This window comes from Actinomycetospora endophytica, assembly GCF_021026375.1.
GTDB classification, from domain to species: Bacteria; Actinomycetota; Actinomycetes; order Mycobacteriales; family Pseudonocardiaceae; genus Actinomycetospora; species Actinomycetospora endophytica.
Genome location: NZ_JAJNDB010000005.1, coordinates 15,089 through 40,833, shown reverse-complemented (window position 1 = coordinate 40,833; position 25,745 = coordinate 15,089). Strand labels below are relative to the sequence as shown.

The following is a 25,745-nucleotide window of genomic DNA, read 5'->3' as shown; positions in this document are numbered from 1 at the left end:
CCGCGGGCTGGCAGAGTGATTGCCATGTCACACGCGTCGATCCGACTCCCGGGGTGACACGGGCCCGGAGCGGCCGGTGGGCGTCGCTCATCCGGCCCGCGGTGACCGTCCCGATCGCGCTCGTCGTGGTGCTCGTCGTGCTCGGTGCGGTCGCGGCGGGGCTCGCCGGCCGGGCGGCCGGGACCGCGCGGGACGCCCTCGGCGACACCGGCCCGGCGCTCGCCGGCGTGACGCTGCCCGACGACGGGTCCGCGGGCCCGCCCACCGTGACGCTCACGCCGACGGCGGCCGAATCACCCCGGTCGGCCGAGATCCGCGACCTCGTCCAGCGCCAGGTCGACGCCCGGAACTCGGGGAACTACGGGGCCTGGGTCGCGACGTCGTCCGCCACCTCGGCCGCCTCGGTCTCCGCCGCGCAGTTCGCCGACCGCAACCGGACGGTCAAGGTGGGATCGGTGATCCTGCGGCGGATCGACCCCGTGGGGGACGGCGAGTACGTGATCCCGATGGGGATGATCACCACCCAGGACCCGGCGGCGGCGCCCCAGGACGTGCCCGTGTCGCGGCTCTGCTGGCAGGTGTCGACGAGCGTGGTCACCGAGCGCGGGTCGCTGCGCATCGTCGACCCGATGGCGGGGAGCTCGTTGCGGACGCCCTGTTAGTAGGTGCGCTTCGCGCTCGTGAGCACTAATTGACGTCATAGCGTCAATTAGTGCTCACAGGCACGCAGTGCACCGGATGAACTCGCCCTCCCAGCCGAGCTGGCGCAGGCGGGTCGCGACGGCCGCGGCGACGGCGCACGAGGCGTCCTTCACCTCCTCGTACCCGAAGGTCAGACGGGCCCGTCCTTCGAGCTCGGCCGCGTTGTCGCGCGCCCGGTCGACGCGAGCGGTACGACGGTTCGCGTGGGTGCGCCAGCCGTCGAGGCGCACGGTGAGCACCCCGCAGGGCATCGGGTACTCGATGTCCTCCGCCCGGCGGCGTCCCTCGACGATCCGGGCGACCTGACGGGTGCCGATCGGCAGGCCGTGCGCGAGCTCGACGTCGTCGGCGTACCAGGCCTCGAGCACCGACTCCACGCCGTCGACGAGCAGCTTCGCCGCAGCCACCAGTGCCCGGCGGTAGCGGCGCGGACGACGGACCTCCAGGGCAGCCCGGACACGCTCGCCGGGCACATGGGCCTGGGTCGCGCCGGCAGTGAGGAGGCGCATCGCCTCGCGGGCGCTCGGCGCCTCCACGGCGAGGTCGACCAGGGTGTGGGCCTTGCTGGTGACCGGCGGGTCGGTGCCCCGCAGGGCGAGGTGCTCGAAGGCGCGGCTGCGATGCACGATCACCTGGGCGCAGCCGCGCGCGGAAGATCCGTAGGGCACCGTCACGTGGAGCGGGCCCTTGTCGCTGCCGCCCGGGAGCTTCAGCACCGCCGCGGCGGTCGCATGGCTCAGCACTGCTGGGCCGCGGATGAACAGCAACGCCGCCCGGCGCCACATCTCCGGCGTCGGTTCGCCCGTCACCAGCGCGTACACGCCGTGGAGCATCGGGATCCAGCGCTTCGCGCGCACGTTCGCCCTGATCTCGGCGAAGGTCATCTCGTGCGCGAGGATCTGCTCGGTACTCGCGACGGGTCCCTGATCGCGAATCAGCCGTTGCCATGCTTCTGAGTCGTCCACATGGGTTGGACGTAGCCGAAGGGCGATCGGCTCCATCAAGGTGCGCTTCGCGCTTGTGAGCACTAATTGACGCTATAGCGTCAATTAGTGCTCACGTGCGCGCAGCGCACCTACAACGGGATGTTCCCGTGATGCCCCCGCCCCGCCGGCGCACCGGCCAGGGCGTCCACGAGGCGGGCCCGGGACTGCGCCGGGTCGATGATCTCGTCGACCACGCCGATGTCCAGCGCGCGGTTCACCCCGCCCGCGGTCCGCTCGTGCTCCTCGGCCAGCTCGGTGTGCAGCGCCTCGCGCTCGTCCTCCGGGGCGGCCGCGAGCTGCTTGCGGTTGAGGATCCCGACGGCGGCCTTCGCGCCCATGACGGCGACCTCGGCCTCCGGCCAGGCGAACACCGCGGTCGCGCCCAGCGACCGGGAGTTCATCGCGATGTACGCCCCGCCGAAGGACTTGCGGGTCACCAGGGTCACGCGGGGCACGGTCGCCTCGGCGAAGGCGTGCAGCAGCTTCGCCCCGCGGCGCACGACCCCGTCCCACTCCTGGCCGACCCCCGGCAGGTAGCCGGGCACGTCGACGACCACTACGAGCGGGATCCCGAACGCGTCGCAGAGCCGCACGAACCGCGCGGCCTTCTCCGCCGACGGCGAGTCCAGGCAGCCGCCCAACCGCAGCGGGTTGTTCGCGATCACGCCGACCGACCGGCCACCCAGCCGCCCGAACCCGGTCACGATGTTCGGCGCGTACCGGGCCTGCAGCTCCTCGAACGGCGACTCGCCCTCCGGAACCGGGTCGAGGAGCTCGCGCAGCAGCGGGTGCACGTCGTAGGCGCGCTTCTTGGCTTCGGGCAGCAGCGAGCGCAGGTCCGAGGAGCGCGTCGAGCGCACGTCGAAGGAGCCCGGCGTCGAGAACAGGCCGGTCAGCCGGCGCGCCCGGGCCATGGCGTCGGCCTCGGAGTCGGCCAGCACGTGCACCACGCCGGAGCGCTTCCCGTGCGCGTCCTGACCGCCCAGGCCCTCGGCGTCGACGGTCTCGCCGGTCACCGAGCGCACGACGTCGGGGCCGGTCACGAACACCCGGCCCTGCGGCGCCATGATCACGAGGTCGGTCAGCGCCGGCCCGTAGGCGGCACCCCCCGCGGCCGGCCCGAGCACCACCGAGATCTGCGGCACGCGACCGGACGCCCGCACCATCGCGGCGAAGACCTGCCCGACCGCGTCGAGCGCCTGCACACCCTCCGCCAGGCGGGCACCGCCCGAGTGCCAGAGCCCGATCACCGGGCAGCGCAGCCGCAGCGCGGTGTCGATGGCCTCCACGATGTGCCCGCAGCCTTCCGAGCCCATCGCCCCGCCCATCACCGAGCCGTCGGTGATGTAGACGACCACCCGGGAGCCGTTGATCCGGCCGTGGGCGGCCATCGCGCCCGAGGAGTCCGGCGGGCGCAGCGGCGAGAACGTGCCCTCCTCGACCAGGGCGGCGCCCCGGACGTACGGCGAGCGCGGGTCGAGCTCCTCCGGGGCGGGCAGCGACGGCGGGGCCTCGGCCGTCAGGGTCGGGGGACGGGAGTCGAGGGCGGTCATGCGAACTCCTCTCCGGGCCGCCACCCGCCGGTCGGGCGGGTGGCGGTGGGCAGGGTGGACGGCGCGGTACGGGTCGGCGGACCGCACCGTCCGGGGGCGGCCTGGTCGTCGGAGCAGGGCCTCGTGGTGCCGGCGGACGGCACCGGGTCAGGCAGGAGTGACGGCGAGCGCGACGTTGTGCCCTCCGAAGCCGAAGGAGTCGTTGATGGCGGCGTCGAGCGTGACCTTGCGGGCCTCGCCGCCGACGACGTCGAGCTCCACGTCGGAGTCGAGGTCGGTGAGGTTCGCCGTGGGCGGCACCAGCCCCTCACGCACCGCCAGGATCGTGGCGATGGCCTCGACGGCCCCCGCCGCGCCGAGCAGGTGCCCGAGCGAGCCCTTCGGGGCCGTGAGCACCGGGTGGTCCCCGACGGCCTTGCGGACGGCCACCGTCTCCGCCACGTCACCGACCGGGGTGGAGGTCGCGTGGCAGTTGACGTGCCCGACGTCGGACGGCTCCAGCCCCGCGGTGCGCAGGGCCGAGGCGATCGCCCGCGACTGGCCGACGCCCTCGGGGTCGGGGGCGGTGATGTGGTACGCGTCGGCACTCGTCCCGATCCCGGCGATCCGGCCGTGCACCGTCGCGCCTCGGGCCTTCGCGAACTCCTCGCGCTCCATCACGACGATGCCCGAGCCCTCGCCGAGCACGAAGCCGTTGCGCTTCGCGTCGAACGGGCGGGAGGCCAGCGTCGGGTCCTCCCAGCCGGTGGCCATCGTCCGGGCCTGGCAGAACCCGGCGAGCGTGATCGGCGCGATGCACGCCTCCGCGCCGCCGGCCACGACGACGTCGACCTCGTCCGCCTGCAGCATCCGCCAGCCCCAGGCGATGGCCTCGGCGCCGGACGCGCACGCCGACACCGGGGCGTGGATGCCCGCCGCCGCGCCGAACTCGAGCCCGACGTGGGCCGCGGGCCCGTTGGGCATGAGCATCGGGATCGTCAGGACCGCGACCTTGCGGAGGCCCTGCTGCTCCAGGAGGTCGTCCTGGTTCAGCAGCGTCGTCGCGCCGCCGATGCCGGTCCCGATGACGACGGCGAGCCGCAGCCCGTCGACCTTCGGCGTCCCGTCCTCGGTGGCCGGGTAGTCGCCGAGGTCGGCGTGCTCCCAGGCCTGGCGGGCTGCGACGATCGCGACCTGCTCGGACCGGTCGAGACGACGCATCTCGACGCGCTTGAGGATCTCGGAGGGCTCGACGGCGAGCTGGGAGGCGTAGTCGACCGGGAGCTCGAAGCGGGACGGCCAGTCGTCCTCGATCGGCCGGGTCCCGCTGGCGCCGGCCAGGAGGCCGTCCCAGGTGGCTTGCACGTCTCCGCCGAGCGGGGTCGTCGCGCCCATCCCGGTGACGACGACCCCCCGGCCGGCAGCGCTCACGAGTGCGAGGAGATGTAGTCGACGGCGTCGGACACCGTGCTGAGCTTGGCCAGCTCGTCATCCGGGATCTTGACCCCGAACTTGTCCTCGGCCTGCACCGCGATCTCCACCATCGAGAGCGAGTCGATGTCGAGGTCGTCGACGAACGACTTCTCGGGGGTGACCTCCGAGGCGTCGACGCCGGCCACCTCCTCGACGATGCTCGCCAGGTCCGGGAGGATCTCTTCCTTGGTCGCCACGTGGTTCCTTTCGGTTGGGTGACTACGTGCGGTGCGGGGAATCTAGGGGAGAACGACGACCTGGCCGCCGTACGACAGGCCGGCGCCGAACCCGATGAGCAGCGCCACGTCGCCGGAGCGCACCCGCCCTGCCCCCCGCATGTGGTCGATCGCCATCGGGATGGAGGCCGACGAGGTGTTGCCGGAGTGGACGATGTCGTCGGCGACGACGAGGTCGTCGCGCGCACCCTGGGACTTCAGCTTCTTCGCGATCGCCTCGACGATGCGCAGGTTGGCCTGGTGCGGCACCAGGACGTCGATGTCGGCCGGCGTCAGGCCCGCCTTCTCCAGCGCCTGCATCGCGATCGGGGCGATCTTCGTGGTGGCCCAGCGGAAGACCGACTGGCCCTCCTGGCGCAGGTAGTTCTTCTCGTCGATCCCGATGGTGGACACCAGGTCGCCCGCGGCGCCCCAGGCCACCGGGCCGACGCCGACCTCCTCGGGCGAGCTCGCCGGACCGACCACGGCCGCCCCGGCGCCGTCGGCGAAGATGATGCAGGTCGAGCGGTCGTCCATGTCGAGCCAGTCGGAGAGCTTCTCCGAGCCGACGACGAGGACGTGGCGCGCGGTGCCCGAGCGGATCATGTCCGAGGCCATGGCGGTGCCGTAGCAGAAGCCGGCGCAGGCGGTGTTGACGTCGAACGCGCCGATCCCGTTGATCCCGATCCGGTCGGCCAGCTGCGCCGCCGCGTTGGGGATGGGGGTGGGCATCGTGCAGGTGGCGACGACGACCGCGTCGAGGTCGGTGGGGGAGAGGCCGGCGTCGGCGAGTGCCTTGGAGGCGGCGTCCGCGCCCATCGAGACGACACTGTCGGACTCGGCGGCGAAGCGGCGCTCGGCGATCCCGACCCGGCTGCGGATCCAGTCGTCGTTGGTCTCGACGCGCTGCGCGAGCTCGTCGTTGGTGACGATGCGGTCGGGCTGCGAGCTGCCCAGGCCCAGCAGGCGGGCGCCGACGACCGGGTCGGGGTGGCGGATCGTGGTGCTGAGGCTCATGCCTGCTCACCCCGGACGAGCTCGACGGCCGCCGCGAGGTCGTCGGGCGTGGAGACGTTGGCCGTGGCGGTGCCCTTGATCTGGCGCTTGACCATGCCGGTCAGCGTCCCGGCCGGCGTGAGCTCGACGGCGCCGGTGATGCCGTTCTCGCGCAGGGTGTCCATGCAGGCGTCCCAGCGGACCGAGAGCGTCACCTGGGCGACGAGGCGGTCCAGCACGTCGGACCCCGAGGTCACGACGGTGCCGTCGGCGTCCGACAGCAGCGCCAGCACCGGGTCGGCCGGGGCCAGCTCGTCGCGGTGCTCGCCGACCCACGCCGACAGCGCCTTCTCGGCGGGCTCCATGAAGCGGGTGTGGAAGGCGCCGGCGACGGCGAGGGGCCGGACCCGGACGCCCTCGGGCGGCTCGGCGGCGAGGGCCTCGATGTCGGAGGTGCGCCCGGCCGCGACGACCTGGCCGGTGCCGTTGCGGTTGGCCGGCTCGAGGTCGCGCTCGGCCAGGGCGGCCAGGACGACGTCCGCCTCCCCGCCGAGGATCGCGGCCATCGAGGTCGGCTCGACCGCGCACGCGGCGGCCATCTCGCGGCCGCGCACGGCCGCGAGGGCGACCGCCTTCTCCGGGGTCAGCACTCCCGCGATCGCCGCGGCGGCGAGCTCGCCGACGGAGTGCCCCCCGACGGTGGTGCCCGCCGGCAGCGAGTCGATGCCGCCCAGCTCACCGAGCAGTGCCTCCCCGGAGAGCAGCGCCGAGGCGACCAGCAGCGGCTGGGTGACCGCGGTGTCGGCGATCGCCTCCGCGTCCGCCTCGGTCCCCAAGTGCTCCAGGTCCAGCCCGGCGGCGTCGGAGAACGCGGCCAGCCGCTCACGGAGGCCGGGGCGCTCCAGCCACGGCCCGAGCATCCCCGGCTTCTGGGCGCCCTGACCGGGCGCGAGGATTGCGATCACACGCCGTACCCCACCACGCGCGGGTTGCGCGCAGCAGGCGTCGCGGTGACGAATCCTCGTCGGGGATCGTTGTGGGGTTCCTACAACCAGGCAGGTAAACGCCGCGTGACGACGGAATCGATTGAGAGTCCAATCGTGGCCACGCGCGGCTGAACTCGCCGTATTCCTGCTGGTCAGCGCCTCGCCGGCGAGTCCGTGCCGTCGGCGGTCGTACGCAACCGATCGAGCGCGATGGCCATGTGCAACAACCTCGATCCGCGCGCGTCCGAGGCGTGGGCGCCGGTGAGGTCGGCCACTCGACGCAGCCGGTACCGCACGGTGTTCGGGTGCACGTAGAGCGAGCGCGCGCAGGCCTCGAGCACGCCGGCGTGCTCCAGGTACGAGTCGACCGTCTCGACGAGCGACCCGCCCGCCTCCCGCAACGGGCGGGCCACGTCCCGCACCAGCGCCTCCACGGCGGCGGCGTCACCGGCCAGCACCCGCTCGGGCAGCAGCTCGTCGGCCGACACCGGACGCGGCGCACCGGGCCAGGCGGCGACCGCGCGGTGCCCCGCGAGCGCACTGGCCGCCGAACGGTGCGCGTCGAGCAGTCCGGCGACCACGGGCCCCGCGACGACGGGTCCGGGCCCGAACGCGTCCGCGAGCGCGAGCGCCGCCTTGGACTCGCCGCGGGTGAGGTCGGCGACGCGGGCCGGGGGCGGCTCGTCGTCGAGCCCGTCGGGGTCGGTCGGGTCGGGCTCGTCGTCGTCGGCGGGGTGGTCCGGGCCCCGCCCGGCGTGCCCGTGCCTGCCGTCGTCGAGCGACATGATCATGACCAGGTGGGAGCCGTGCGCCCCGAGCAGCACGGAGACCCCGGCCCGGTAGGCGGCGCGGCGCACTCCGTGCAGCGGGTCCGGGCCGTCGCCGTCGCCCTCGGTGGGCGGGTCGCCGACGAGGGCCACCGCACGCACCGCCGGGTCCCAGCCCAGCGCCGAGGCGCGGGAGAGCAGCGCGCCGTCGGAGTCGCGGTCGCCGCGCACGACGGCGTCGACGACGAGGGCCTCCAGGCGCGCGTCCCAGGCGCCGCGCGACTCGGCCGCCGACGCGTAGACCGTCGCCGCGGCGAACGCCACCTCCCGGCCGAAGCGCAGCACCGCGGCGACCAGCGCGGCGCGCTCGGTGCGGTTGCCGGCCAGCGCGGGGATGCGGTCCTCGAAGACCTCGGTGGCGATGCGGACGAGCTCGACGGTCTGGCGCAGCGTCATCCGGCGGGCCAGGTCGGGTGGAGCGCTGCGGAAGGCCTCGGCGGTGAGGCGGGGGGTGGCCTCCGGGTCGCGCAGCCAGGTGACGAAGTTGGCCGCACCGAGCTGGGTGACCATCAGGACGCCGGCGCGCTGGTCGGCGGTGAGGCGGGAGAACCAGGGCAGGCGGGCCGACATCTCGGCGACCCCGGCGCCGGCGACGCCGCCGGTGGCGAGCTCCAGGCGGCGCATCGTCGCCTCGGACACCGGGCGCTCGCGGCTGCCCGCCATCAGCTCACCTCCGCCCCCTCGCGACGCTCCTCAGTCTGCCTCGCGGACCGTCCCCCCACATGAGAAACGGGGCCCCGGTCGGCGAACCGACCGGAGCCCCGTCCCGAGTGACGCGTGTGCGCGCTACTTACAGCGGCGTGACCTGAACGGCCTGCAGACCCTTCTGACCCTGCTCGACGTCGAACGAGACGCGCTGCCCCTCGTCCAGCGTCCGGAACCCGCGGGCCTGGATCGCCGAGTAGTGGACGAAGACGTCAGCGCCACCACCGTCGGGAGCGAGGAAGCCGAAGCCCTTCTCGCTGTTGAACCACTTGACGGTGCCTTCTGCCATTCCTGCTCCTCATACCGATGTCCCGGGGGCTTCTTCATGCCCTCGGCCTTCAAGCCGCCGCCGGAGCGATGTACTCCAACCGCCGGACCCGCCGGGCGCCCCGTTGGCTACGAGGTGGACCGCGCGGTCGGCGACAGCCTAGCGGGATCCCCCGCTGCTGAGACCAGCCCCGAGTGCCGAAAAGTCACCGGGAGGTCACGACGACGACGGGTGCCGCCCGTGCACCAGGACGATCGGGCCGATCACGCCACACCGCTGTCCGAGTCCTGCGGTCCGGCGGCCTGTGGATCGTCGATCTGGTAGCGGCGGGCGGCGTCGCGCACCGTCGCCAGATCCACCTCGCCGCGCCGCGCGAGCGCCGCGAGGACGGCGACGACGACGTTCTCGGCGTCGACCCCGAAGTGCCGCCGGGTGGCCGGGCGGGTGTCGGAGAGCCCGAACCCGTCGGTGCCGAGGGTGGTGTAGTCGCCGGGGACCCAGGGGCGGATGAGGTCCGGGACGGCGCGCATCCAGTCCGACACGGCGACCACCGGGCCGGCGGCGTCGGCCAGCGCCGTCGTGACGAACGGGGTCCGGGGCTCGTCGTCGGGGTGGGCCTGGTTGTGCTTCTCGCACTCCACGCCGTCGCGGCGCAGCTCGCCGTAGGACGTCGCCGACCACAGGTCGGCCTGTACGCCCCACTCGGTCGCGAGCATCTCCTGCGCCTTCTGCGCCCACGGCATCGCGACACCGGAGGCGAGGATCTGCGCCCGCGGCCCCGGCCCGCCCGGCGCCTGCGCGTAGCGGTACAGGCCGCGCAACAACCCGTCGACGTCCACGCCCTCGGGCTCGGCGGGCTGGCGGTAGGGCTCGTTGTAGACCGTCAGGTAGTACATGACGTTCGGGTCGCGCTCCGGCTCGGCGGCGGGCTCGCCCGCGGCGCCGTTGCTGGACTCGCCGTACATCCGCTCGAGCCCGTCGCGCACGATGTGCCCGATCTCGAACGCGAACGCCGGGTCGTACGCGACGACGCCGGGGTTGGTCGCCGCGAGCAGGTGCGAGTGACCGTCGTTGTGCTGCAGGCCCTCGCCGACGAGCGTCGTGCGACCCGCCGTCGCGCCCAGCAGGAACCCGCGGGCCATCTGGTCGGCGGCCGCCCAGATGCCGTCGCCGGTGCGCTGGAAGCCGAACATCGAGTAGAAGATGTAGATCGGGATCATCGTCTCGCCGTGGGTGGCGTAGGACGTCCCGACCGCGGTGAACGAGGCCACCGACCCGGCCTCGTTGATGCCCTCGTGCAGCAGCTGCCCGGTCTCGGACTCGCGGTAGGCGAGCAGCTGGTCGGCGTCGACCGAGGTGTAGAGCTGGCCCTGCGGGTTGTAGATCTTGAGGTTCGAGAAGAACGAGTCCATCCCGAACGTGCGGGCCTCGTCGGGGATGATCGGGATGACCCGCTTGCCGATCTCGTCGTCGCGGGTCAGCTCCTTGACCAGCCGGACGAACGCCATCGTCGTCGCGATCTCCTGCTTGCCGGAGCCGCGGCGCACGACGTCGTAGACCTTGTCGCCCGGCAGCACGAGCGGCTTGCTGCGCAGCCGGCGCTCGGGCAGCGACCCGCCGAGCTGGCGGCGGCGCTCGAGCATGTACTCGATCTCGGGGGCGTCCTTGCCGGGGTGGTAGTACGGCGGCAGGTAGGGGTCGCGCTCGAGTTCGGTGTCGCTGATCGGGACGCGGACCTCGTCGCGGAAGGTCTTGAGGTCCTCGAGCGTCAGCTTCTTCATCTGGTGCGTCGCGTTGCGGCCCTCGAAGTGCGGTCCGAGCGTGTAGCCCTTGATCGACTTGGCGAGGATGACCGTCGGGCGGCCCTCGTGCTCGAGCGCCGCCTGGTAGGCGGCGTAGACCTTGCGGTAGTCGTGAGCGCCGCGCTTGAGGTTCCAGACGTCGTCGTCGGACATGTCCTTGACGAGGTCCTTGGTGCGCGGGTCGCGCCCGAAGAAGTGCTCGCGGACGTAGGCGCCGTCGTTGGCCTTGTAGGTCTGGAAGTCGCCGTCCGGCGTGGTGTTCATGAGGTTGATCAGGGCGCCGTCGCGGTCGGCGTGCAGCAGCCGGTCCCACTCGCGGCCCCAGATCACCTTGATGACGTTCCAGCCCGCGCCGCGGAAGAACGACTCCAGCTCCTGGATGACCTTGCCGTTGCCGTGCACCGGCCCGTCGAGGCGCTGGAGGTTGCAGTTCACGACGAAGGTCAGGTTGTCCAGGCCCTCGGCGGCCGCGACGTGGATCGCGCCGCGCGACTCCGGCTCGTCCATCTCGCCGTCGCCGAGGAACGCCCAGGTGTGCTGCTGGGCGGTGTCCTTGATGCCCCGGTTCTCGAGGTAGCGGTCGAACCGCGCCTGGAAGATCGCGTTGATCGGGCCGAGGCCCATCGACACGGTCGGGTGCTCCCAGAACCACGGCATCAGCCGGGGGTGCGGGTAGGACGGCAGTCCACCGCCCGGGCCGGCGTGGCTGAGCTCCTGGCGGAACCCGTCGAGGTGCTCGGCGCCCAGGCGGCCCTCGAGGAAGGCGCGCGCGTAGATGCCGGGGGAGGCGTGGCCCTGGATGTAGACGTGGTCGCCGCCGCCGGGGTGGTCCTTGCCGCGGAAGAACCAGTTGAAGCCGACCTCGTACAGCGACGCCGCCGACGCGTACGTGGAGATGTGCCCGCCGACGCCGACCCCCGGACGCTGCGCGCGGTGGACCATGGTCGCCGCGTTCCAGCGGATCCACGCTCGGTAGCGGCGCTCGGTGTCCTCGTCGCCCGGGAACCAGGGCTCCTGGTCGGTCGGGATGGTGTTGACGTAGTCGGTCGAGAACAGGCTCGGGACGGCGACGCGGCGCTCGCGGGCGCGCTGGAGCAGCTGCAGCATCAGGTACCGGGCGCGTTGCTGGCCCGCACCGTCGAGCACCTGGTCGAACGACTCGATCCACTCGGCCGTCTCGTCCGGATCGATGTCCGGAAGGTGCGTCGAGAGGCCGTCACGGATGACGTGGACCCGTGAGTCCCGGGGGGTGTTGGTGGGGGAGTCGTTCTGCGATGACAACTGCTGCTGCTCCTCGTCGCGTGGGTCCGACGGTCGGGGGTCCGGCGAGCCCGGTGCGGCGGGCGTTCGGAACCGATTCTGCCTGCGGGGTCACCCCAGGTGGGTACATCGTCGTCCCCCATGGCCCCGCCGTCATCTCTACCCGTCAGTAGCCACGAGGGGTGTCGCGGGCCGTCCGGGAAGGGCCGTCACGAGGACTCCTGCGACCTCCGCCGCGTGGCTGGTTGCGCGCGATCGCGCGGGAGTGTTCGCTGTGCGTGACGGGCGGGGGTCAGACGGGGCTCTCGCACCCGGCACCGAGGAGGGACGAGAGACGTGGTCGCGGCCGCGGGGGACACCGACGGCAGCCGGAGTGATCTGGCCGGCAAGCTCGGAGTCGAGCCGGGGATGATCGTCCAGGAAGTCGGATGGGACTCGGACGTGGACGATGAGGTCCGCGATGCGATCTCCGACCGGAGCGGTGAGGAGCTCCTCGACGAGGACGCCCAGGAGGTCGTCGACATCGTCGTCCTCTGGTGGCGCGACGGGGACGGTGACCTCGTGGACACCCTCATGGACGTCCGGTCCCCTCTCGACGAGAACGGCGTGGTCTGGGTGCTGACACCCAAGACCGGCTACGACGGGCACGTCGAGCCCTCCGACATCGCGGAGGCCGCGCCGACGGCGGGTCTGTCGCAGACCTCGAACGTCAACGTCTCCGACGGCTGGGTCGGGACCCGGCTCGTCGCGCCGAAATCGGGGGGCCGGGGCAAGCGGTGAGGATGCCCGGGTCGGGGTGATCGCTAGGGTGATCCCCGACCCGCACGGTCCCCACCGAAGGAGACGCACCCCATGACGGTCGAGGTCGGCCAGAAGGCCCCCGGCTTCACGCTCAAGAACCAGGACGGCGCGGAGGTCTCGCTCTCCGACTTCGCCGGCAAGCAGGCCGTGCTCCTGGTCTTCTACCCGTTCGCGTTCTCGGGCATCTGCACCGGCGAGCTGTGCTCGGCGCGTGACGACCTGTCGGCGTTCCAGAACGACGACGTCCAGATCCTCGGGATCTCGGTCGACACCACCTGGTCGCTCAAGGCCTGGGCGAACCAGGAGGGCTACACCTTCCCGCTGCTCTCGGACTTCTGGCCGCACGGCGCCACCGCCGCGAGCTACGGGGTGTTCTCCTCGGACCTCGGCTTCGCCTTCCGCGGGACGTTCCTCGTGGACAAGGACGGCGTGGTGCGGTTCGCCGAGCACAACGGTCCCGGCGACGCCCGCAACCAGCAGGGGTGGCGGGACGCCATCGAGGAGCTCAAGGCCTCGGCCTGAGGGTTTAAGTGGATGCGTCTCCGTGCCTCGGCGCGGAGACTCATCCACACCGGGCGCGTAGCTCAGCGGAAGAGCACCGGCCTTACAAGCCGTCGGTCGCAGGTTCGAATCCTGCCGCGCCCACGCAGGTCAGAGCGTCGTTCCGGCTTCGTCCGTTCTGGGAGTTGGCCGATCAGCTCGGAGCGCGCTGGATCCGTGGTCGGCGTCGCAACCCCCGGTGTCGGAGCCGGGCTCTTGAGCTGTTGCCGCTCGTTACCGATGAAGGGGTCCGTTCTCTCGACGCAGGGCCTGGGCTGCGCAGCTGTAGGCGTCTCCGCCCGCGCGGAAGCCGGCAACCAGCGACGCGAGATCGACCTCGGCTTCGGCCACCATGTGATCGGCATCGAGGATGCTGATCCGGGCCCGCTGTCCGAGCGGTTGGACGCGTGCCGAGTGCCCGACCACGTCACTGAGGGTCACCCCGCCGTCCTGGGAGAACTGGGGCATGGGCTGTCCCGGCTCGCCTTCGGGCATGGACTCGATCGCGGCGCGCAGGGCGACGGCCGAGCCGTCTGGTGCGGGCAGACAACTGGTCATCGGACGTGCTACCCGATCCCGATCGAGCGCCAATCCGAAACCGATCTCAAGGCACCGGTGAGTCGCTCGGCCAGGGCCAGCACATGCGCACGACGGTGCCGTGCTCGGTGGTCTCGATGGTGCTGCGTTGCGCGAGCTGCCCGATCAGCGTGACCCCGCGGCCGCGATATCCGGGGTCGGTCGGCTCCTGCCAGACCCCGTCGTCGACGACGACAACGGCGACCCCGTCTCCGCAGCCTCGAGGTCCCGCGACGAGCTCGATCTGGCAGGTCCGGTCGGGACACGCGTGCTCGACGGCGTTCGTGACGGCTTCGTCCACGATCAGCACGATCGACTCGGCCAACTCGTCGTCGAGCGCGACGGCCGCAACCCAGCTCCGCATCAGGCGCCGCAGCTGACGGATCGCGGCCGGGCCGGCGGGCAGTCGCTCGCGTATCTGGTCGATGTGGTCTCGCTCCCGGTCGGGAGCAGGCCAGCACACACAGTCCGGCCCGACCGTGCCGATCACGGCCTCGTCGATGAGGACCGCCTCCCGCCGTCAATCCGTTGGAACCGTGATCGCGCCACGGGCGCCGACAGCGCAGGACCGCGGACCTCGAGCAGGCCGCGGACCTGTTGGTGGCGGGTCAGGACATCACGTCCTGCTTCTCGACGAGAAGCTTGATGCTGGCCAGCGTGCGGTCGATCCCGTCGCTGACCTGGTCGTTGTCGGAGTCGACGCGGGTGGTGTGCAGGTGCACCTGGACCTGGCTCCCGGTCTCGGTGCCGCTGACGTCGAGCGTGCCGTGGTATTCGCTGGAGCCTTCGGCTCCCCAGGCGATGTGCTGGGTCGCGGGGTCGACGGTGAACCATGCCTGGCCTTCGACCTTGGTTCCGTCGGGCAGCGTGGCGGTGGTGTGGACCCGATCGCCGTCGACGTGCTCGGCGGAGGTCATCCGGGCGAAGTAGCGCGGCAGGTTGCCGACGTCGGAGAGGAACTCGAACAAGGCTTCTTGCGGCGCATCGACGGTGGTGGACCCGGTGAAGTCAGCCATGCATCGAGGGAGCCCGAAAGTCCCCGTCCTCACCCGTCCGAATCCGGGATCGCGTCGGAGCGGGGTCGGGTGTGCGCCGCACGCAGTTGCGATGTTGAGCCCGCTCCGGCGGGATCAGCCGTCGATCATGCTCGGTCATCCCGTCGAGCGGCCCGGAGCCGGCGAGGGCTCGATGTTCGCCGACTCCGAGTCACGACTGCGCTCATCGGCCGGGGGGCATGAGGTCGAGCTAGACATGATCAGTCTCCGGGCCGGCCTCTGCCCGATGACGGGTGACGACCTCGTGATGGGCGCGGCGCTACCGAGCAGGCGCCAGCGGAAGCGTCGAGTGCCATGGGTGGGATTCACGGACCGGCTGAGGAAGTGGCCCGCGTGGTGAAGTCCCGAGTGTCCATGCCGAGCGCTGCCGGTGGGCGTCACTCAAGGCACGGCGACAACGAATTCGACGAGCCCGTTCACGATGGGTTACCCCTCCCGTGGGTCGAAGTCCGCCGGGTCTCGTGGGAGCTGTCCTGTCGGGTGACACCGCTGATGGCGCTCATGTCGCCAGAGTGATCGCGATATCGGCAGCAATCGGGTGATCGTGCCCTCGCGCTATCGTGCGGTGCTCCCGGGCCCCACTTGCTCCGCGTTCGGCACGATAGGTCGTCGATTGAATCGGCGCTGACGTCACGATCGGGCCGTTTCGGTCGTACTGTCGGTGTCGGTTCCGGCGGGCCCGGCTGTAAACGCAGTGGCATCGTCTGCTTTCGGGGTGCGACCTTCGCCCATGTCCAGGCGGGCGGTGAGGGCCTCCAGAGTGCGCTGAATCTCGTCGAGCTGCACCGAGAGCCGGTGAAGCAGCAGGTCCGAGGTCGCCGGGGCCGGCGTGTCAGGACTGATCACCGCCGGTGGATCGGGGTGTGGTCTCGGCTGAGAAGGGTCAGCAGGCTTGGTCGCCAGCCGCAGGCGCGGGGGCGGCGCCTCGTCCTGGGTGTGACTGTCCCTGGCGGCAGCCCACGCCAGTTCGGTGAGGTGGTCGAGGTTGACTTCCAGCGAGAACAACAGGCTCACCGCGGCGCTGTGCCTGTTGTCGAGCATCGCGCGCAGGAGGTCAGCGGGCATGACCAGTCGGCCGGCGTCGTCGGCGTGTGCGGCCGCGAGTTCGAGCGCGGACTCGGAGTCGGCGGTGAATCCGATGTGGTCGGCTGGTCCCGGCCGCCCCATAGCCGTTCGACGCGGGACCGGATCGTGCAGCCGGGCCCGGGCGTGGGCGAGCTCGATCCCGGCCTCACCCAGCGGTGTGCGTGCCGCCCGTCGGGTCGATTCGCGTTCGGTCGCCTGACCGTGGTCCGCATGGATGGGCATCGCTTCGCGTTCCTCGCGGAGCAGGCCCAGCAGGAGGTGCTCGGGCCCGGTTCGCGGGTGTCCGAGCACCTTGGTCTCGTCCTGGGCCAGGGCCACCACATGGCGGGCCCGACCGCTGAACCGCTCGAACATGAGGATCGATGACGGCATCAGGACCGACGACCCGGACCGCGGCCGTTCGATAGCCGCGGCCACGCCGCGGGGTACGGCGCGGGGCCGGGTGGCGAGTCCGCCGACACGGCTTGGAGCTCTCGCGGCAGCGGCCGGGTGGGCTCGTCGTGATCGGCGCCCGACGACGGCCGCGCGCGGCGCGTCGCGTCCACCGGGGCCTGCTGCGCATCCTGTCCCGGCAGTGGGGCCTCCGCGTCGCCAGCGTGTCGGCTGGTCGCCCCGGTCGACGAGGCCACGGCGGCGGGCACGGCGACTCCGTCGGGTTGCGCCGCGACGGCCTTGGCGGGGCTGACCTCACCGGAGCCGACCTGGGTGGCGGCCAACAGGTCGCGGATCTCGGTGAGCAGTTCGATGTCGGTGGACTCCGCGGGGCCGGACTCCTCTCCGCGCAGCCGGCGGTTCTGGATGGCCTTCATCGGGGCCACGATCGCGAAGTAGACCACCGCGGCGGTGAGGAAGAAGGTGATGATCTGGTTGAGGAAGCTCGCGTAGTCGAACACCACTCCGTTGACCTCCAGCGTCCCCGCGAACTGCCCTCCGCTGGGGGAGACCAGCTGGATCAACGGCTTGAGGAACGCGTTGGTGAACGCCGCGACCACGGCAGTGAACGCGGCGCCGACCACCACCGCGACCGACAGATCGACGACGTTGCCGCGTAGCAGGAAGTCCTTGAACCCACGCAGCATGGCTGGTCTCCTCGCGGCACTGGAACGGGGAACCAGCCGTCCGCGCGTCGCGACCCGGCCGACCATGTGCCACTGCGACCACACCACGGCGCGAGGACCGGCCTTCGAGGTGGGGTCGATCGTGTTCTGCGAGGGGCCGAACAAGGGGGCGAGAGACGAACAGCCGGGCGGGCCCTGATGCGCCGACGGTCGGAACGCGTGCAACACTCCACTGGTCGGCAGCCGGAACAGCCTCTGCACAGAGCGCGGCCTCAGTGAGGGAGGGCCACGGCCGCCCGCGACCGGCCGCCATGTCGGTGGCACCTGATGCGGGCGCTTCGCCGCCCCAGGCTCGGCGATGGCCGACACCCCGACCGGCCGGCTGCGATGCCGGCGAGGAGATCCGTTGCTCCCGTTCGACGCACCCGAACCCGACTCCGACCCCGGCGTCGCCGTACCGGACACCCTGTCCAACTGGCTTCGGGAACACGACGTCGCCGAGCTCGCCGGGTTCGCCCGCGCCGCGCGCCGCGCGGATGGCTCCTTCGCCCGTCATCTCCGCGAACACGGATAGGCCTGTGGGCTGAACGCCCGACAGGCGCAACAGGCCTCCGTAGTCCCTGCACGGCCGACGTCGCCGGAACACGGACTCTGCGCGGCGGCCGACGCTGATGATCACCATGCTGAGAGATGCGGGGCTCCGGGGCAGCAAGCGTCATTCGCATCCATGATCCGAGGTCGTGGACTCCATCTTGATGGCAGCCTGCTGGATCTGCTGACCACTGCCGGCCCGGCTCGGGAGCCGTCGTCCGATGCGGTCGGGGAGCGGGCCGACCACGAGCCGTCCCGCGGCCCCCGACGGCCGAACGGAACGCATGCGTGGTGGGCCGGGGCACTCCGCGCCGCGGTGAGCTCGATGTCGGACCAGCCCCGGGCGTGTCAACGGTCCCTGGAACTGCCCCCGCGGAGGTTGGATCTTGACCCTCTCCAGGAGGGCTGGTTCGTTCGCCTCGTGGCAGGCGGGGGTGGAAGCGGGGAATGGCCGGCGTGGGCGACAGAGCCGGTGCATGTGGTGGATCACGATCCGATGTGGGCTGGCCTGGCGACTCGGTTTGCCGGGGAGGTCGATGAGCTGTTCGCGGGGTGGCTGACCAGCGACGTGGTTCATGTTGGTTCGACGTCGGTCCCGGGGCTGCGCGCCAAGCCGATCATCGATCTTCAGGCCGTCGCGCCGGACCCGGCAGCAGCGCTCGCCGCGGTCGACGAGAAGGCGGCCGGCGTTGGATGGATGTTCGTGCCCCGTGAGCTCGATCAGCGGGCATGGCGGTGGCTGTTCGTGCGCGTCAGCCCGGATGCGTCGTCGCGGTTGGCGCATCTGCATCTGATGCCGTCGGGTCAGGACCGCTGGTGCGACCAACTGCTCTTTCGGGATCGGCTGCGTTCGAGTCGTCGCTTACGGGCAGAGTATTCGCAGGTCAAGCAGCTGGCCGCGGCGGAGCACCCGGACGACCGCGAGGCATATGGGAGGGCGAAGAAGGACTTCGTGCTGCGCGTCGTGGCGGCCGGCTAGGCGCTTTGGCTGCGGTCCTGGGCGAGGAGCTCGCGGCGCGCCCGTGCGGTAGGAGTCGCCGGCGAGAGCGAAGGGGATGTAGCCGATCTCGGCGATGATGATCAGCCGATAGCGGCGGATCTTCTTCAGCTCCGCCTCGAGCGCGCCGGCGTGGTGCGCAGTGGCCGGCCGGTTGATCATGTTGCTCGGAGGGCTCGTCCCGCAGCTTCGGTGATGACAGCGACGGCGTCGTCGACCGACGGTAGTGAGCCGATCTCGTCGGCCACGCGTCGCGCGACGGCGGCCGGTGCGGGGTCGGAGAGCACCTCGGTGATCGCACGCTGCAAGTCGGCCGGGTCGATCACGGTGGTCAGAGCGTCCTGATCGCGCGAGCCGACCTCGACGCCCGCGCCGAGTTCAGCGACCCGTCGGGCGTTCGCCGGCTGGTCGGCGAACAGCGGGGCGATCACCAGTGGGACACCGGCCGCCAGCGCCCCGAGTGTCGTCCCTGAACCCCCGTGGCAGACCACCACGCTGGCTCGTGCGAGCACGTCGGCTTGCGGAACCCACCGGGCGATGTGTACGTGCGGGCCCGGCGGGACCATCGCGCCGTCCTCGACCCCGTGGCCGGTGGTGAGCAACACCCTTGCCGGAAGAGTGGCCACCGCTTCCACGGCGACCTCGTAGATCGGGGCCGCCCACGGGACGTTCGCTGTCACGCTGCCGAACGTGACGTACACCAGGGGTCGATCGTCGCCGGGCCAGTGGTCCGACAGCGGTGCGGCGGTGGCCTCAGGTAGGCGAAACGGGTGCGTCGGCGACAGCTCCGGCTCTTCTCCGGAGTCGAGCGAGGGAGGGAAGAACGTCAGGTACGGCGTGTCCGCGATCCGCGCGATCAGTCCCGAACGCCACGCGTCGACTGCGTCCGCCGCGACCTCCATGATCTGCCGTTGGGAAGAGATCAACCCGATTCCGACTTGAACGTGCGGGACGCTCTCCTCGTCCGCCACCACGGCCGAAGCGAACTCAGCGGGCTCTCGCACGATCACGTCGGGCCGCCAGCTGTGCACGGTGTCGCGCATCGCGGGCAGCATCGCCCGGACGTTGAGCGTCGCAAAGACCTGGCTGATGACCAGGCGTTCAGCCTCGAGTCGGGACAGGTGCGGGACCTGGGTCCAGACCGGCCTGGTCTCCTCGTCGTCCGGCAGCGCGCCCACCGCGAGGGTCAGGCCCTCCGTCGCAGCCGCCGACGAGAGGCCAGGCGGACCCACGAGCAGGACATCGTGTCCAGCCCGCCGACAAGCTCCGGCGAACGGAAGCATCGGGGTGACATGCCCCGCTCCGCCGGTGCTGGCGAACAGGACTCGCATCCGACGACGATATGCCCTGAACGGCCCTGATCTCCCAAGTCAGCACGGTCCCTCACGGGCGCCTCCAGCACGGCACTCGCGCCCCGGCTACTGAGCTCCGGCCTGGCTGCCTCAGACCCATCCCGCCCGTGGACGGCTCGTCGGACTGCTCATCTCGAGCGCGTCCGCGTCGGCAAGGGGCCGCGGGTGCGGCTCGCGCTCCGGTGCACGCCCGATGATCGCGGGGAGCAGGACGGCTGCGCCTGCGGTGGCCCCGAGGGCCAGTCCGATGACGGCAATGGCGGCGATTTCGGTGCCGTTCGCCCAGCGGCGCTCAGGAACGCTCGGTGGGTCGCCGGCCTCATTGTCGGCGGTCGAGTTCGCTGAAGGTGCTCGTGGCGATGGCTTGGAGCGCGTGGGCGTCGGCTTCGTAGCGTTCGGCGGCGGCGATGCGCGCGGACCGTGTGGCCTGGTCGTCAGCGTCCGAGGCGGCGATTCGGCACCACACGCCGGCCTCTGCGCGCAGCGTCGCGAGATGGGCAAGACGTACTGCGGCGTCGGCCAGCCAACGACGGGCACGGGGGGAGAGCGGATCGAGATCGGTCACGCGATCTTCCACCCCTCTCGCTGCGGTGTTGTCGGGCTTGCCCCGCCCAACGGAGCCGCGCGGGGTTCGGTGCGCCATGAACGCTCCCGCCCGATGAGGTTGGGCCGTTCGATGTAGCTCGGTCGACCGGACACCGGACCATTTGTGCAGAGGCGTCATGGCCTGAACCAGTAACAGGCAGAACGTTGCTCCGAGAGGCAGAAGGACTCGTCTCGATCAATCGGGGACAGGTCACGCGCTGCCAGCGGAACGTGCATTCGTAGCGGCTGAATCTGTTGATAACGGTTTGATAACGCCGGCGGTGGTCGGATCGATGTACTCGACGACGGGGCACGAGGTCCCCCCGGACGTGCCCCGTCGAGGTCGGGTCCCTGTGGCTGTGCGCGCACCTACGGCTCGGGACCCGACCTCCCCGCTCCGATCGGCGCCCCGTGGGAGGGCCCACCGATGACCGCCCGTGAACCCCAACTTCCGAGAACGCCTCGTCACCGCGCCATCGAGCCGCTCGGGTCGGAGCCCGACGCGAGCACTCGACCGGCGCAATCGCCCCCGCCCGACGCAGCGGCGCTGCATGTCGACCCGACGACCGTTGACTGCCGTCCCCGATTGTCTGCGAGGCCCACTGATGCCCTCTTGCTCGCCGCGCCCGACCTCACAGCTCCAGCAGGCGATCATGGTCCAGCTGATTCTTGCGCACGGTTTCCCGCGCTCCACCGAGCAACTCGTGAATGAGCTCATCGGCCTACGCACGCTTCTCACGACTCGGCGTAGCCCGATCACGGTGGGACGCGTCGAGATCGTGGCCGCGCTGGAGGCCATGTGCGACGACGGCGTGATCGTGGGAGTGTCCTGGCCGGGCCCCGAACCAGCGACCGACAACTACTGGGTGTTGCCCCAGAGCCCATGGGGCCAGTGAACGGTCCGGGTGGAGTGACGAGGGACCGGTGAACTCGGAGGGAGGACCGAGCGGCGGTGGTCCCGGGGGCGGCGGCTGCGATCGACGCGCTGGTGGGTATCACTCTGCGCTGATCGCCATCCCTGCGAGGAGGAACCCATGGCCCGCAATGTCCTCGGCGGCGAGCTCGCCGACTGCAGCCACGATCCGATCACCGGCTTCTATCGGGACGGCTGCTGCGAGACCGGTCCCGACGACAACGGCGTGCACACCGTGTGCGCCCGGGTCACCGCCGAGTTCCTCGAGTTCTCGGCCGCCCGAGGCAACGACCTGACGCGGCCCAACGCCAACTTCCCGGGGCTCTTGCCCGGGGATCGCTGGTGCCTGTGCGCGAGCCGGTGGAAAGAGGCCCTCGACGGCGGGGTCGCGCCGCCCGTCGTCCTCGAGGCATCCCACGCACGCTCGCTGGAGTGGATAGACCTCGCCGACCTTCGCGCGCACGCCGTTGCCGAATAGTACCGACCCGCGGCTGCGGGCTGCCGGGTCTCGCCGGCGGAAGCGGCCCCCCTCGGGTCCGGGTGCCTGACGACGTTCTTAAGTTGATCTCGATCGACGCCGGGTGAGGGCGTCCGACGGTACGGGCGCCGGCTCCGGGGGCCTGGAAGTCTGGGGCGGGGGCAACACCGACCCGGACTTCATCGCCGCCAGCCCGTGCCGGACGGCGAACCTGCCCCAGATCCGGCTCGAGCCGCCGCTATCGAGCCTCCGACTTCGCGGGTGAGGGTCGCCCTCATAGCCGGGCGGGCCGCCCCATCTGGCTCCATTCTTCCGAGTCGTGGCAACTCGCGGCCGACGAGTGAGGGTCGCACCTTTGAGCCGATGACCGCCTCCGGAGGGCCGGCGCGGTTGCCCATGGATACGGCCGAACTCGACGCTTTGCTCTCGGGGTGGCAGTCGCAGGCGATGCACGCCGCGCGAGCCGACGGCGCGAGCTGGGACGAGGTCGGCGCCGCGACCGGAGTCAGCGGCGAGCGTGCCCGAGAGGTCATCGTCGAGGCTCTCGACCGTCAGGAGGCGATCCGGCTCGAACGTGCGCTGCTTCCGCGACGCCGGCTCAGGACGTCGGCGTGGGTAGTCTGCGACGCCATGTCCGCTGACGCCGCGCGTGGCCTGGCGCGCCTGGCCCCGATCGTGCGGACCGACCTCGAGCAGCTGGCTCGCGCCGTCGCCGCGAGGATCGTCGAGGCCAGCGAGTTCTACCGGGACCCCGAACGGTTCGCGCGCGGTGAGGTGGCGGATTACGTTCGGCGCAACATCGAGTACCTGCTGGATCGCGAGCCCGTCGACGACGCGGACCCGGAGGCGCAGCCGCGGTTGACCGGGCGTGACCACGCGTTACGTGGCGTCCCGCTGGCCGACGTTCTGGCGGCCTACCGCATCGGCTTCGCCCTCCTGTGGGAGGCCATTACGCAGGCGATGGTCGACAGCGGTGCCGTGGGCTACCGCGAGGTCGTGGACGCGGCGAGCGAGTTGTGGTGGCGGGCCGATCACTTCGGGCACGCCGTGACCGGGGCGCATCGGGACGCCACGACGGAGATGCTGCTTCGTCGGGACCGCGAACGCTCGGCGACGGTGGAGGCCCTGGTCACTGGATCAGTGGTCGGTCGAGGGTCCCTCGGCGAGGTCGCGGCCCGGCTCGGTATGCCGCAGCGGGGTCACTTCCTAGTGGTGGTCTCAGCGGATGCACCCGGCCAGGGTGACCCGCTGCCCGGCATCTCCGAGGCGCTCCGCGAGTGTGAGGTGATCTCGGCGTGGCGACTTGCGTCCCGTGAGGCCCTCGGGGTGCTGTCGCTGCCCACACCCGACCCTGCCCCCGCGGTGTCGTGCCTCGAGGAGCACGCACTCGGTCGAGTCGGCGTCGGCCCGCTGTTCAGCGATCTCGACGCCGCCCCGCAGGCCTATTACCTGGCTGGCATCGCGGCCCGTAGCCGCGGTGGCGGCGACTCGTGGGTGCGACTGTTCGCGCGGACGCCGATAGCGATGCTGGTGGCCGGGGCGCCCGACGTCGCAGCCGGTGTGGCCACTGACGTCCTCGGCCCCGTCCTGGCCCTTCCCGAGCAGGACCGGAACGTGCTCCTGCAGACCTTCGAGGTGTGGTTGGAGAGTGAGGGATCGATCCCCGTCGCGGGGAAACGTCTCTACTGTCACGCAAACACCGTTCGTTATCGGCTGCGCAAGCTCGGCGAGCTCACAGGGCGGTTCACCGACGTGCCCGGGGCGGTCGCAGACCTCGCGGTGGCGGTCCAGGCGTGGCGCCTCGTTGGCGACCAGGACGGCGTCTGAGGCCCCCGAATTGTCCGACGGCACAATGTCGGCCGCACGATGCTGTCCGAGCGAACAACAGCGGTGAGAACGGCTCGCGACCGGTTCCGGGCGCGACCCCGTACTCCTACGCTGCGGTTGCTGGAGCGCTCCACGACGTCGAGACCGCAAGGCGGTCCGAAGAGGCGTAGCCCGGGTGCCTGAGGGACATTCGCGTCGTCGGGTCGGGCCCAACGACGTGCATCGACAACCCACGAGAGGGCGGACATGGCCGAACAAGACTCTCCGCAGAGCAAGGCGACCTCCTCCCGCAAGCTCCCCAAGCCGGACGAGCCGGTTCCCAAGCTCTCGCTGCCGGCCGCCGGGCTGCTCGTGGGCGGCCTCGCACTGTGGGTCGGTTCCACGGCGATGGCGCTGGCCAAGCGTTGGCCGTGGCCGGTGTCGACGCTGCTCAACGCCTTCGCGTCCTACATGCTGTTCACGGTGGCCCACGACGCGGGCCACGGCTCACTGTCGACGAGCAAGGCGGTGAACACCGCGCTGGGCCGGGTCGGCACCGCCGGCTTCGCCCCCCACGTCGGGTTCCACACCTGGAAGTTCATCCACCTCGAGCACCACCGCCACGTGAACAACCCGGAACGCGACCCCGACCACTACACCGAACGCGGTCCGGCCTGGCAGCGCCCACTGCGCTGGCTGACCATCGACCTCTACTACGTCCTCTTCTATGCGCCGAAGCTTTCCTCACGCCCCCGCAGCGAGCAGGTGGAACTGGGCGCCAACGCCCTCCTGCTGGCCGGGACCACAGCAGCCGCCATCAAGACCGGGCGGTTCCACCAGATGGTGCTGTTCGTCCTCCTGCCAATCCGTCTGACGCTGATGTGGCTCGGCTATGCGTTCGACTACCTGCCGCACCACGACCTGACGACCACGGCGCGCGAGAACCAGTTCAAGACGACCCGCAACCGAATCGGGTTCGAATCCACGCTCTCTCCGGCGATGCTCTTCCAGAATTACCACCTGGTCCACCACTTGCACCCCCGGATCCCGTTCCATCGGTATGTCGCTGCGTGGCGGCGCAACGAGGAGGAATACCTCACCCACGAGCCGCCGCTCACCGACGTTCGCGGACGGCCCCTCACGATGGACGAGTACCGCGCACGCCGTGGCCTCCGCATCGACGGTGCGACGGCTCGGGACGCATCCTGAGCGCTCTGCTCACGGCGGTTCCGTCGCGTCCCGTGGGACCGCACGTCGACGCGATGTCGCGGAAGCAGCCCTCAGGGTTCGGGCAGGAGGCCTGTCGTACGCCCGTCGGCTGCCAATGGTCGGCTGAAGAGCCCCTGGCTGATCGATTTCGGTCGCTCGAGCAAGGACCACTCGCGATCGGTATGGAGTCAAGCTCGTAACATTCCGGGGAAGCGGGAGGAACCTCACGAATGTGTTCGGGCGTGGACCTGTTGACGCTTGATGTCCCACACCGTCCAGCCGATCAGCAGCCCGAAAGTCGTGACCATCAGCCCGGCTGAGATGACGACCATGATCGTGATCGGCAGCAGGTAGATCAGCATCACCCGCAGGGAGGCCTCGGCGAGCAATCCGAGGCCCCACACCGTGGAGGCCTTGAGGTGCCAACGGTGCACCGCGGGCACGGTGGCGAACTGGCGGGCCATCTCCTCGGCGCGTTCCCGGGGCATCGAGGTCCGGATCGCGGCCAGGGTCAGCGGGTGCCCCAGCCCGGCCATGATGAGGAACGTGACTCCGACGACCGCGGTGGTGATCGAGTCCTTCACCAGCAGGAACCGCGGGTCCCCGCTGGCGAATGCCAGCACCAGGCCCAGCCCGAACACCACCACCATCATCACCGCGAATGCGTTGAACACCCGGTTGCGTACCGCGCCGATCACCACACGCGAGGCCGCGACGAGCGCAGCGGCGAGCAACGCCGTGAAGTCCCTGAGGCCCGCCGAGTGCAGCGCGTAGTAGGTGGCCAACGGGAGCCCGACATCCCACCCCAGACCCCGGACGAGGGTTCTGGCCACGAGACGCCGACGCGCTGCCTGCCCTTCCGCGCTGTCGTGCTTCAGGCCGCCGACGTCCGTGTCGGCCTGTAGCCCGGGTCGACTCGGATCGCCTACCGCGGTCGCTGACGCAT

25 protein-coding genes, 1 tRNA gene and 1 pseudogene are annotated in these 25,745 nt (G+C 71.2%); 10 read left to right on the top strand and 17 right to left on the bottom strand.

Translation table 11 applies throughout. From position 1 onward, the window contains the following. The first annotated feature begins 101 nt into the window (after positions 1-101). Positions 102-662 carry a hypothetical protein gene (locus LQ327_RS21230; protein WP_230737678.1) on the top strand — a complete coding sequence of 187 codons (561 nt, stop codon included), beginning with the start codon at positions 102-104 and terminating at the stop codon, positions 660-662. A 54-nt stretch (positions 663-716) separates the two neighbouring features. Here the strand turns inward: LQ327_RS21230 and LQ327_RS21225 are convergent, their stop codons facing one another. The 9 genes from LQ327_RS21225 to aceE form a co-directional block, all read right to left on the bottom strand. Then, complete coding sequence (locus tag LQ327_RS21225; protein WP_230737677.1) at positions 717-1,586, bottom strand: hypothetical protein; 870 nt, start codon at positions 1,584-1,586, stop codon at positions 717-719. A 191-nt stretch (positions 1,587-1,777) separates the two neighbouring features. Beyond that, on the bottom strand, positions 1,778-3,241 hold the full coding sequence (locus tag LQ327_RS21220) for an acyl-CoA carboxylase subunit beta (RefSeq protein ID WP_269070651.1): 1,464 nt from the start codon (positions 3,239-3,241) through the stop codon (positions 1,778-1,780). A 147-nt stretch (positions 3,242-3,388) separates the two neighbouring features. Beyond that, positions 3,389-4,651 carry a beta-ketoacyl-[acyl-carrier-protein] synthase family protein gene (locus LQ327_RS21215; protein ID WP_308286356.1) on the bottom strand — a complete coding sequence of 421 codons (1,263 nt, stop codon included), beginning with the start codon at positions 4,649-4,651 and terminating at the stop codon, positions 3,389-3,391. Continuing rightward, positions 4,648-4,890 (bottom strand): acyl carrier protein, encoded by a 243-nt coding sequence (locus tag LQ327_RS21210; RefSeq protein WP_230737669.1) that lies wholly within the window; start codon positions 4,888-4,890, stop codon positions 4,648-4,650. The genes LQ327_RS21215 and LQ327_RS21210 overlap by 4 nt, the downstream gene beginning before the upstream one ends. 42 nt (positions 4,891-4,932) lie before the next feature. Continuing rightward, positions 4,933-5,925 carry a beta-ketoacyl-ACP synthase III gene (locus tag LQ327_RS21205; RefSeq protein ID WP_230737667.1) on the bottom strand — a complete coding sequence of 331 codons (993 nt, stop codon included), beginning with the start codon at positions 5,923-5,925 and terminating at the stop codon, positions 4,933-4,935. After that, complete coding sequence (locus LQ327_RS21200) at positions 5,922-6,869, bottom strand: ACP S-malonyltransferase (RefSeq protein WP_230737665.1); 948 nt, start codon at positions 6,867-6,869, stop codon at positions 5,922-5,924. Before LQ327_RS21200 ends, LQ327_RS21205 begins: the two co-directional genes overlap by 4 nt. A 173-nt stretch (positions 6,870-7,042) precedes the next feature. Continuing rightward, a complete protein-coding gene (locus LQ327_RS21195; protein ID WP_230737663.1) occupies positions 7,043-8,380 on the bottom strand; it encodes a PucR family transcriptional regulator in 1,338 nt (445 codons plus the stop codon). A 127-nt stretch (positions 8,381-8,507) separates the two neighbouring features. Beyond that, on the bottom strand, positions 8,508-8,711 hold the full coding sequence (locus LQ327_RS21190; protein ID WP_116710338.1) for a cold-shock protein: 204 nt from the start codon (positions 8,709-8,711) through the stop codon (positions 8,508-8,510). Positions 8,712-8,953: 242 nt separating this feature from the next. Continuing rightward, the gene (gene aceE / locus LQ327_RS21185) at positions 8,954-11,773 is read right to left on the bottom strand and encodes a pyruvate dehydrogenase (acetyl-transferring), homodimeric type (protein WP_230737661.1); all 2,820 of its coding nucleotides are present in this window, start codon (positions 11,771-11,773) and stop codon (positions 8,954-8,956) included. 315 nt (positions 11,774-12,088) lie between these two features. Between aceE and LQ327_RS21180 the strand changes: the two genes are divergently transcribed. The 3 genes from LQ327_RS21180 (at position 12,089) to LQ327_RS21170 (ending at position 13,198) form a co-directional block, all read left to right on the top strand. Beyond that, positions 12,089-12,532: a DUF3052 domain-containing protein gene (locus tag LQ327_RS21180; protein WP_230737647.1), complete on the top strand. Its 444-nt coding sequence runs from the start codon at positions 12,089-12,091 to the stop codon at positions 12,530-12,532. A 72-nt stretch (positions 12,533-12,604) separates the two neighbouring features. Continuing rightward, complete coding sequence (locus LQ327_RS21175; protein WP_230737645.1) at positions 12,605-13,075, top strand: peroxiredoxin; 471 nt, start codon at positions 12,605-12,607, stop codon at positions 13,073-13,075. Between the two features lie 51 nt (positions 13,076-13,126). Then, positions 13,127-13,198 (top strand) — tRNA-Val (locus LQ327_RS21170). 129 nt (positions 13,199-13,327) lie between these two features. On the opposite strand, the gene LQ327_RS21165 is transcribed toward LQ327_RS21170, so the two are convergent. The 5 genes and pseudogenes from LQ327_RS21165 to mscL form a co-directional block, all read right to left on the bottom strand. After that, positions 13,328-13,651 (bottom strand): hypothetical protein, encoded by a 324-nt coding sequence (locus LQ327_RS21165; protein WP_230737643.1) that lies wholly within the window; start codon positions 13,649-13,651, stop codon positions 13,328-13,330. 46 nt (positions 13,652-13,697) lie between these two features. Then, positions 13,698-14,159 carry an ATP-binding protein gene (locus LQ327_RS21160; protein WP_230737641.1) on the bottom strand — a complete coding sequence of 154 codons (462 nt, stop codon included), beginning with the start codon at positions 14,157-14,159 and terminating at the stop codon, positions 13,698-13,700. A 118-nt stretch (positions 14,160-14,277) separates the two neighbouring features. Continuing rightward, the gene (locus tag LQ327_RS21155; RefSeq protein WP_230737634.1) at positions 14,278-14,685 is read right to left on the bottom strand and encodes an SRPBCC family protein; all 408 of its coding nucleotides are present in this window, start codon (positions 14,683-14,685) and stop codon (positions 14,278-14,280) included. 669 nt (positions 14,686-15,354) lie between these two features. Next, entirely contained in the window at positions 15,355-16,164 is an 810-nt protein-coding gene (locus LQ327_RS21150; protein ID WP_230737632.1) for a Clp protease N-terminal domain-containing protein, read from the bottom strand. A 353-nt stretch (positions 16,165-16,517) separates the two neighbouring features. Continuing rightward, positions 16,518-16,889, bottom strand: a pseudogene (mscL, locus tag LQ327_RS35275) (large conductance mechanosensitive channel protein MscL); the annotation flags it as partial. 385 nt (positions 16,890-17,274) lie between these two features. On the opposite strand from mscL, the gene LQ327_RS21140 reads away from it, so the two are divergent. Both LQ327_RS21140 and LQ327_RS21135 read left to right on the top strand, forming a co-directional pair. Next, a complete protein-coding gene (locus LQ327_RS21140) occupies positions 17,275-17,442 on the top strand; it encodes a hypothetical protein (protein ID WP_230737631.1) in 168 nt (55 codons plus the stop codon). A 498-nt stretch (positions 17,443-17,940) separates the two neighbouring features. Next, complete coding sequence (locus LQ327_RS21135; protein ID WP_230737629.1) at positions 17,941-18,438, top strand: GrpB family protein; 498 nt, start codon at positions 17,941-17,943, stop codon at positions 18,436-18,438. A gap of 176 nt (positions 18,439-18,614) precedes the next feature. Here the strand turns inward: LQ327_RS21135 and LQ327_RS34905 are convergent, their stop codons facing one another. Together LQ327_RS34905 and LQ327_RS21120 are read right to left on the bottom strand one after the other, a co-directional pair. Further along, positions 18,615-19,787 (bottom strand): glycosyltransferase, encoded by a 1,173-nt coding sequence (locus LQ327_RS34905; protein ID WP_308286354.1) that lies wholly within the window; start codon positions 19,785-19,787, stop codon positions 18,615-18,617. A 340-nt stretch (positions 19,788-20,127) separates the two neighbouring features. Then, positions 20,128-20,373, bottom strand: coding sequence for a hypothetical protein (locus LQ327_RS21120; RefSeq protein ID WP_230737626.1), 246 nt, complete (start codon positions 20,371-20,373; stop codon positions 20,128-20,130). 673 nt (positions 20,374-21,046) lie between these two features. Here LQ327_RS21120 and LQ327_RS21115 point away from each other — a divergent pair. The 4 genes from LQ327_RS21115 to LQ327_RS21100 all read left to right on the top strand — a co-directional run bounded on the left by LQ327_RS21115 (position 21,047) and on the right by LQ327_RS21100 (position 24,799). After that, the gene (locus LQ327_RS21115) at positions 21,047-21,289 is read left to right on the top strand and encodes a hypothetical protein (RefSeq protein WP_230737624.1); all 243 of its coding nucleotides are present in this window, start codon (positions 21,047-21,049) and stop codon (positions 21,287-21,289) included. 138 nt (positions 21,290-21,427) lie between these two features. Next, the gene (locus LQ327_RS21110) at positions 21,428-21,784 is read left to right on the top strand and encodes a DUF2237 family protein (protein WP_230737622.1); all 357 of its coding nucleotides are present in this window, start codon (positions 21,428-21,430) and stop codon (positions 21,782-21,784) included. A 363-nt stretch (positions 21,785-22,147) separates the two neighbouring features. Further along, on the top strand, positions 22,148-23,611 hold the full coding sequence (locus LQ327_RS21105) for a PucR family transcriptional regulator (protein ID WP_230737620.1): 1,464 nt from the start codon (positions 22,148-22,150) through the stop codon (positions 23,609-23,611). A gap of 246 nt (positions 23,612-23,857) precedes the next feature. Then, positions 23,858-24,799 (top strand): fatty acid desaturase, encoded by a 942-nt coding sequence (locus tag LQ327_RS21100; protein ID WP_230737618.1) that lies wholly within the window; start codon positions 23,858-23,860, stop codon positions 24,797-24,799. Between the two features lie 224 nt (positions 24,800-25,023). Here LQ327_RS21100 and LQ327_RS21095 read toward each other — a convergent pair whose 3' ends face one another. Then, positions 25,024-25,632 (bottom strand): VC0807 family protein, encoded by a 609-nt coding sequence (locus LQ327_RS21095; RefSeq protein WP_230737607.1) that lies wholly within the window; start codon positions 25,630-25,632, stop codon positions 25,024-25,026. Positions 25,633-25,745 lie beyond the last annotated feature (113 nt).

Coding starts and splice junctions, on each gene's coding strand:
- LQ327_RS21225 (WP_230737677.1), bottom strand. CDS start 1,586: ATGACCTTCGCCGAGATCAGGGCGAACGTGCGCGCGAAGCGCTGGATC.
- LQ327_RS21220 (WP_269070651.1), bottom strand. CDS start 3,241: ATGACCGCCCTCGACTCCCGTCCCCCGACCCTGACGGCCGAGGCCCCG.
- LQ327_RS21205 (WP_230737667.1), bottom strand. CDS start 5,925: ATGAGCCTCAGCACCACGATCCGCCACCCCGACCCGGTCGTCGGCGCC.
- LQ327_RS21195 (WP_230737663.1), bottom strand. CDS start 8,380: ATGGCGGGCAGCCGCGAGCGCCCGGTGTCCGAGGCGACGATGCGCCGC.
- LQ327_RS21190 (WP_116710338.1), bottom strand. CDS start 8,711: ATGGCAGAAGGCACCGTCAAGTGGTTCAACAGCGAGAAGGGCTTCGGC.
- LQ327_RS21175 (WP_230737645.1), top strand. CDS start 12,605: ATGACGGTCGAGGTCGGCCAGAAGGCCCCCGGCTTCACGCTCAAGAAC.
- LQ327_RS21165 (WP_230737643.1), bottom strand. CDS start 13,651: ATGACCAGTTGTCTGCCCGCACCAGACGGCTCGGCCGTCGCCCTGCGC.
- LQ327_RS21155 (WP_230737634.1), bottom strand. CDS start 14,685: ATGGCTGACTTCACCGGGTCCACCACCGTCGATGCGCCGCAAGAAGCC.
- LQ327_RS21150 (WP_230737632.1), bottom strand. CDS start 16,164: ATGTTCGAGCGGTTCAGCGGTCGGGCCCGCCATGTGGTGGCCCTGGCC.
- LQ327_RS34905 (WP_308286354.1), bottom strand. CDS start 19,787: ATGCGAGTCCTGTTCGCCAGCACCGGCGGAGCGGGGCATGTCACCCCG.
- LQ327_RS21115 (WP_230737624.1), top strand. CDS start 21,047: ATGGTCCAGCTGATTCTTGCGCACGGTTTCCCGCGCTCCACCGAGCAA.
- LQ327_RS21110 (WP_230737622.1), top strand. CDS start 21,428: ATGGCCCGCAATGTCCTCGGCGGCGAGCTCGCCGACTGCAGCCACGAT.
- LQ327_RS21105 (WP_230737620.1), top strand. CDS start 22,148: ATGACCGCCTCCGGAGGGCCGGCGCGGTTGCCCATGGATACGGCCGAA.
- LQ327_RS21100 (WP_230737618.1), top strand. CDS start 23,858: ATGGCCGAACAAGACTCTCCGCAGAGCAAGGCGACCTCCTCCCGCAAG.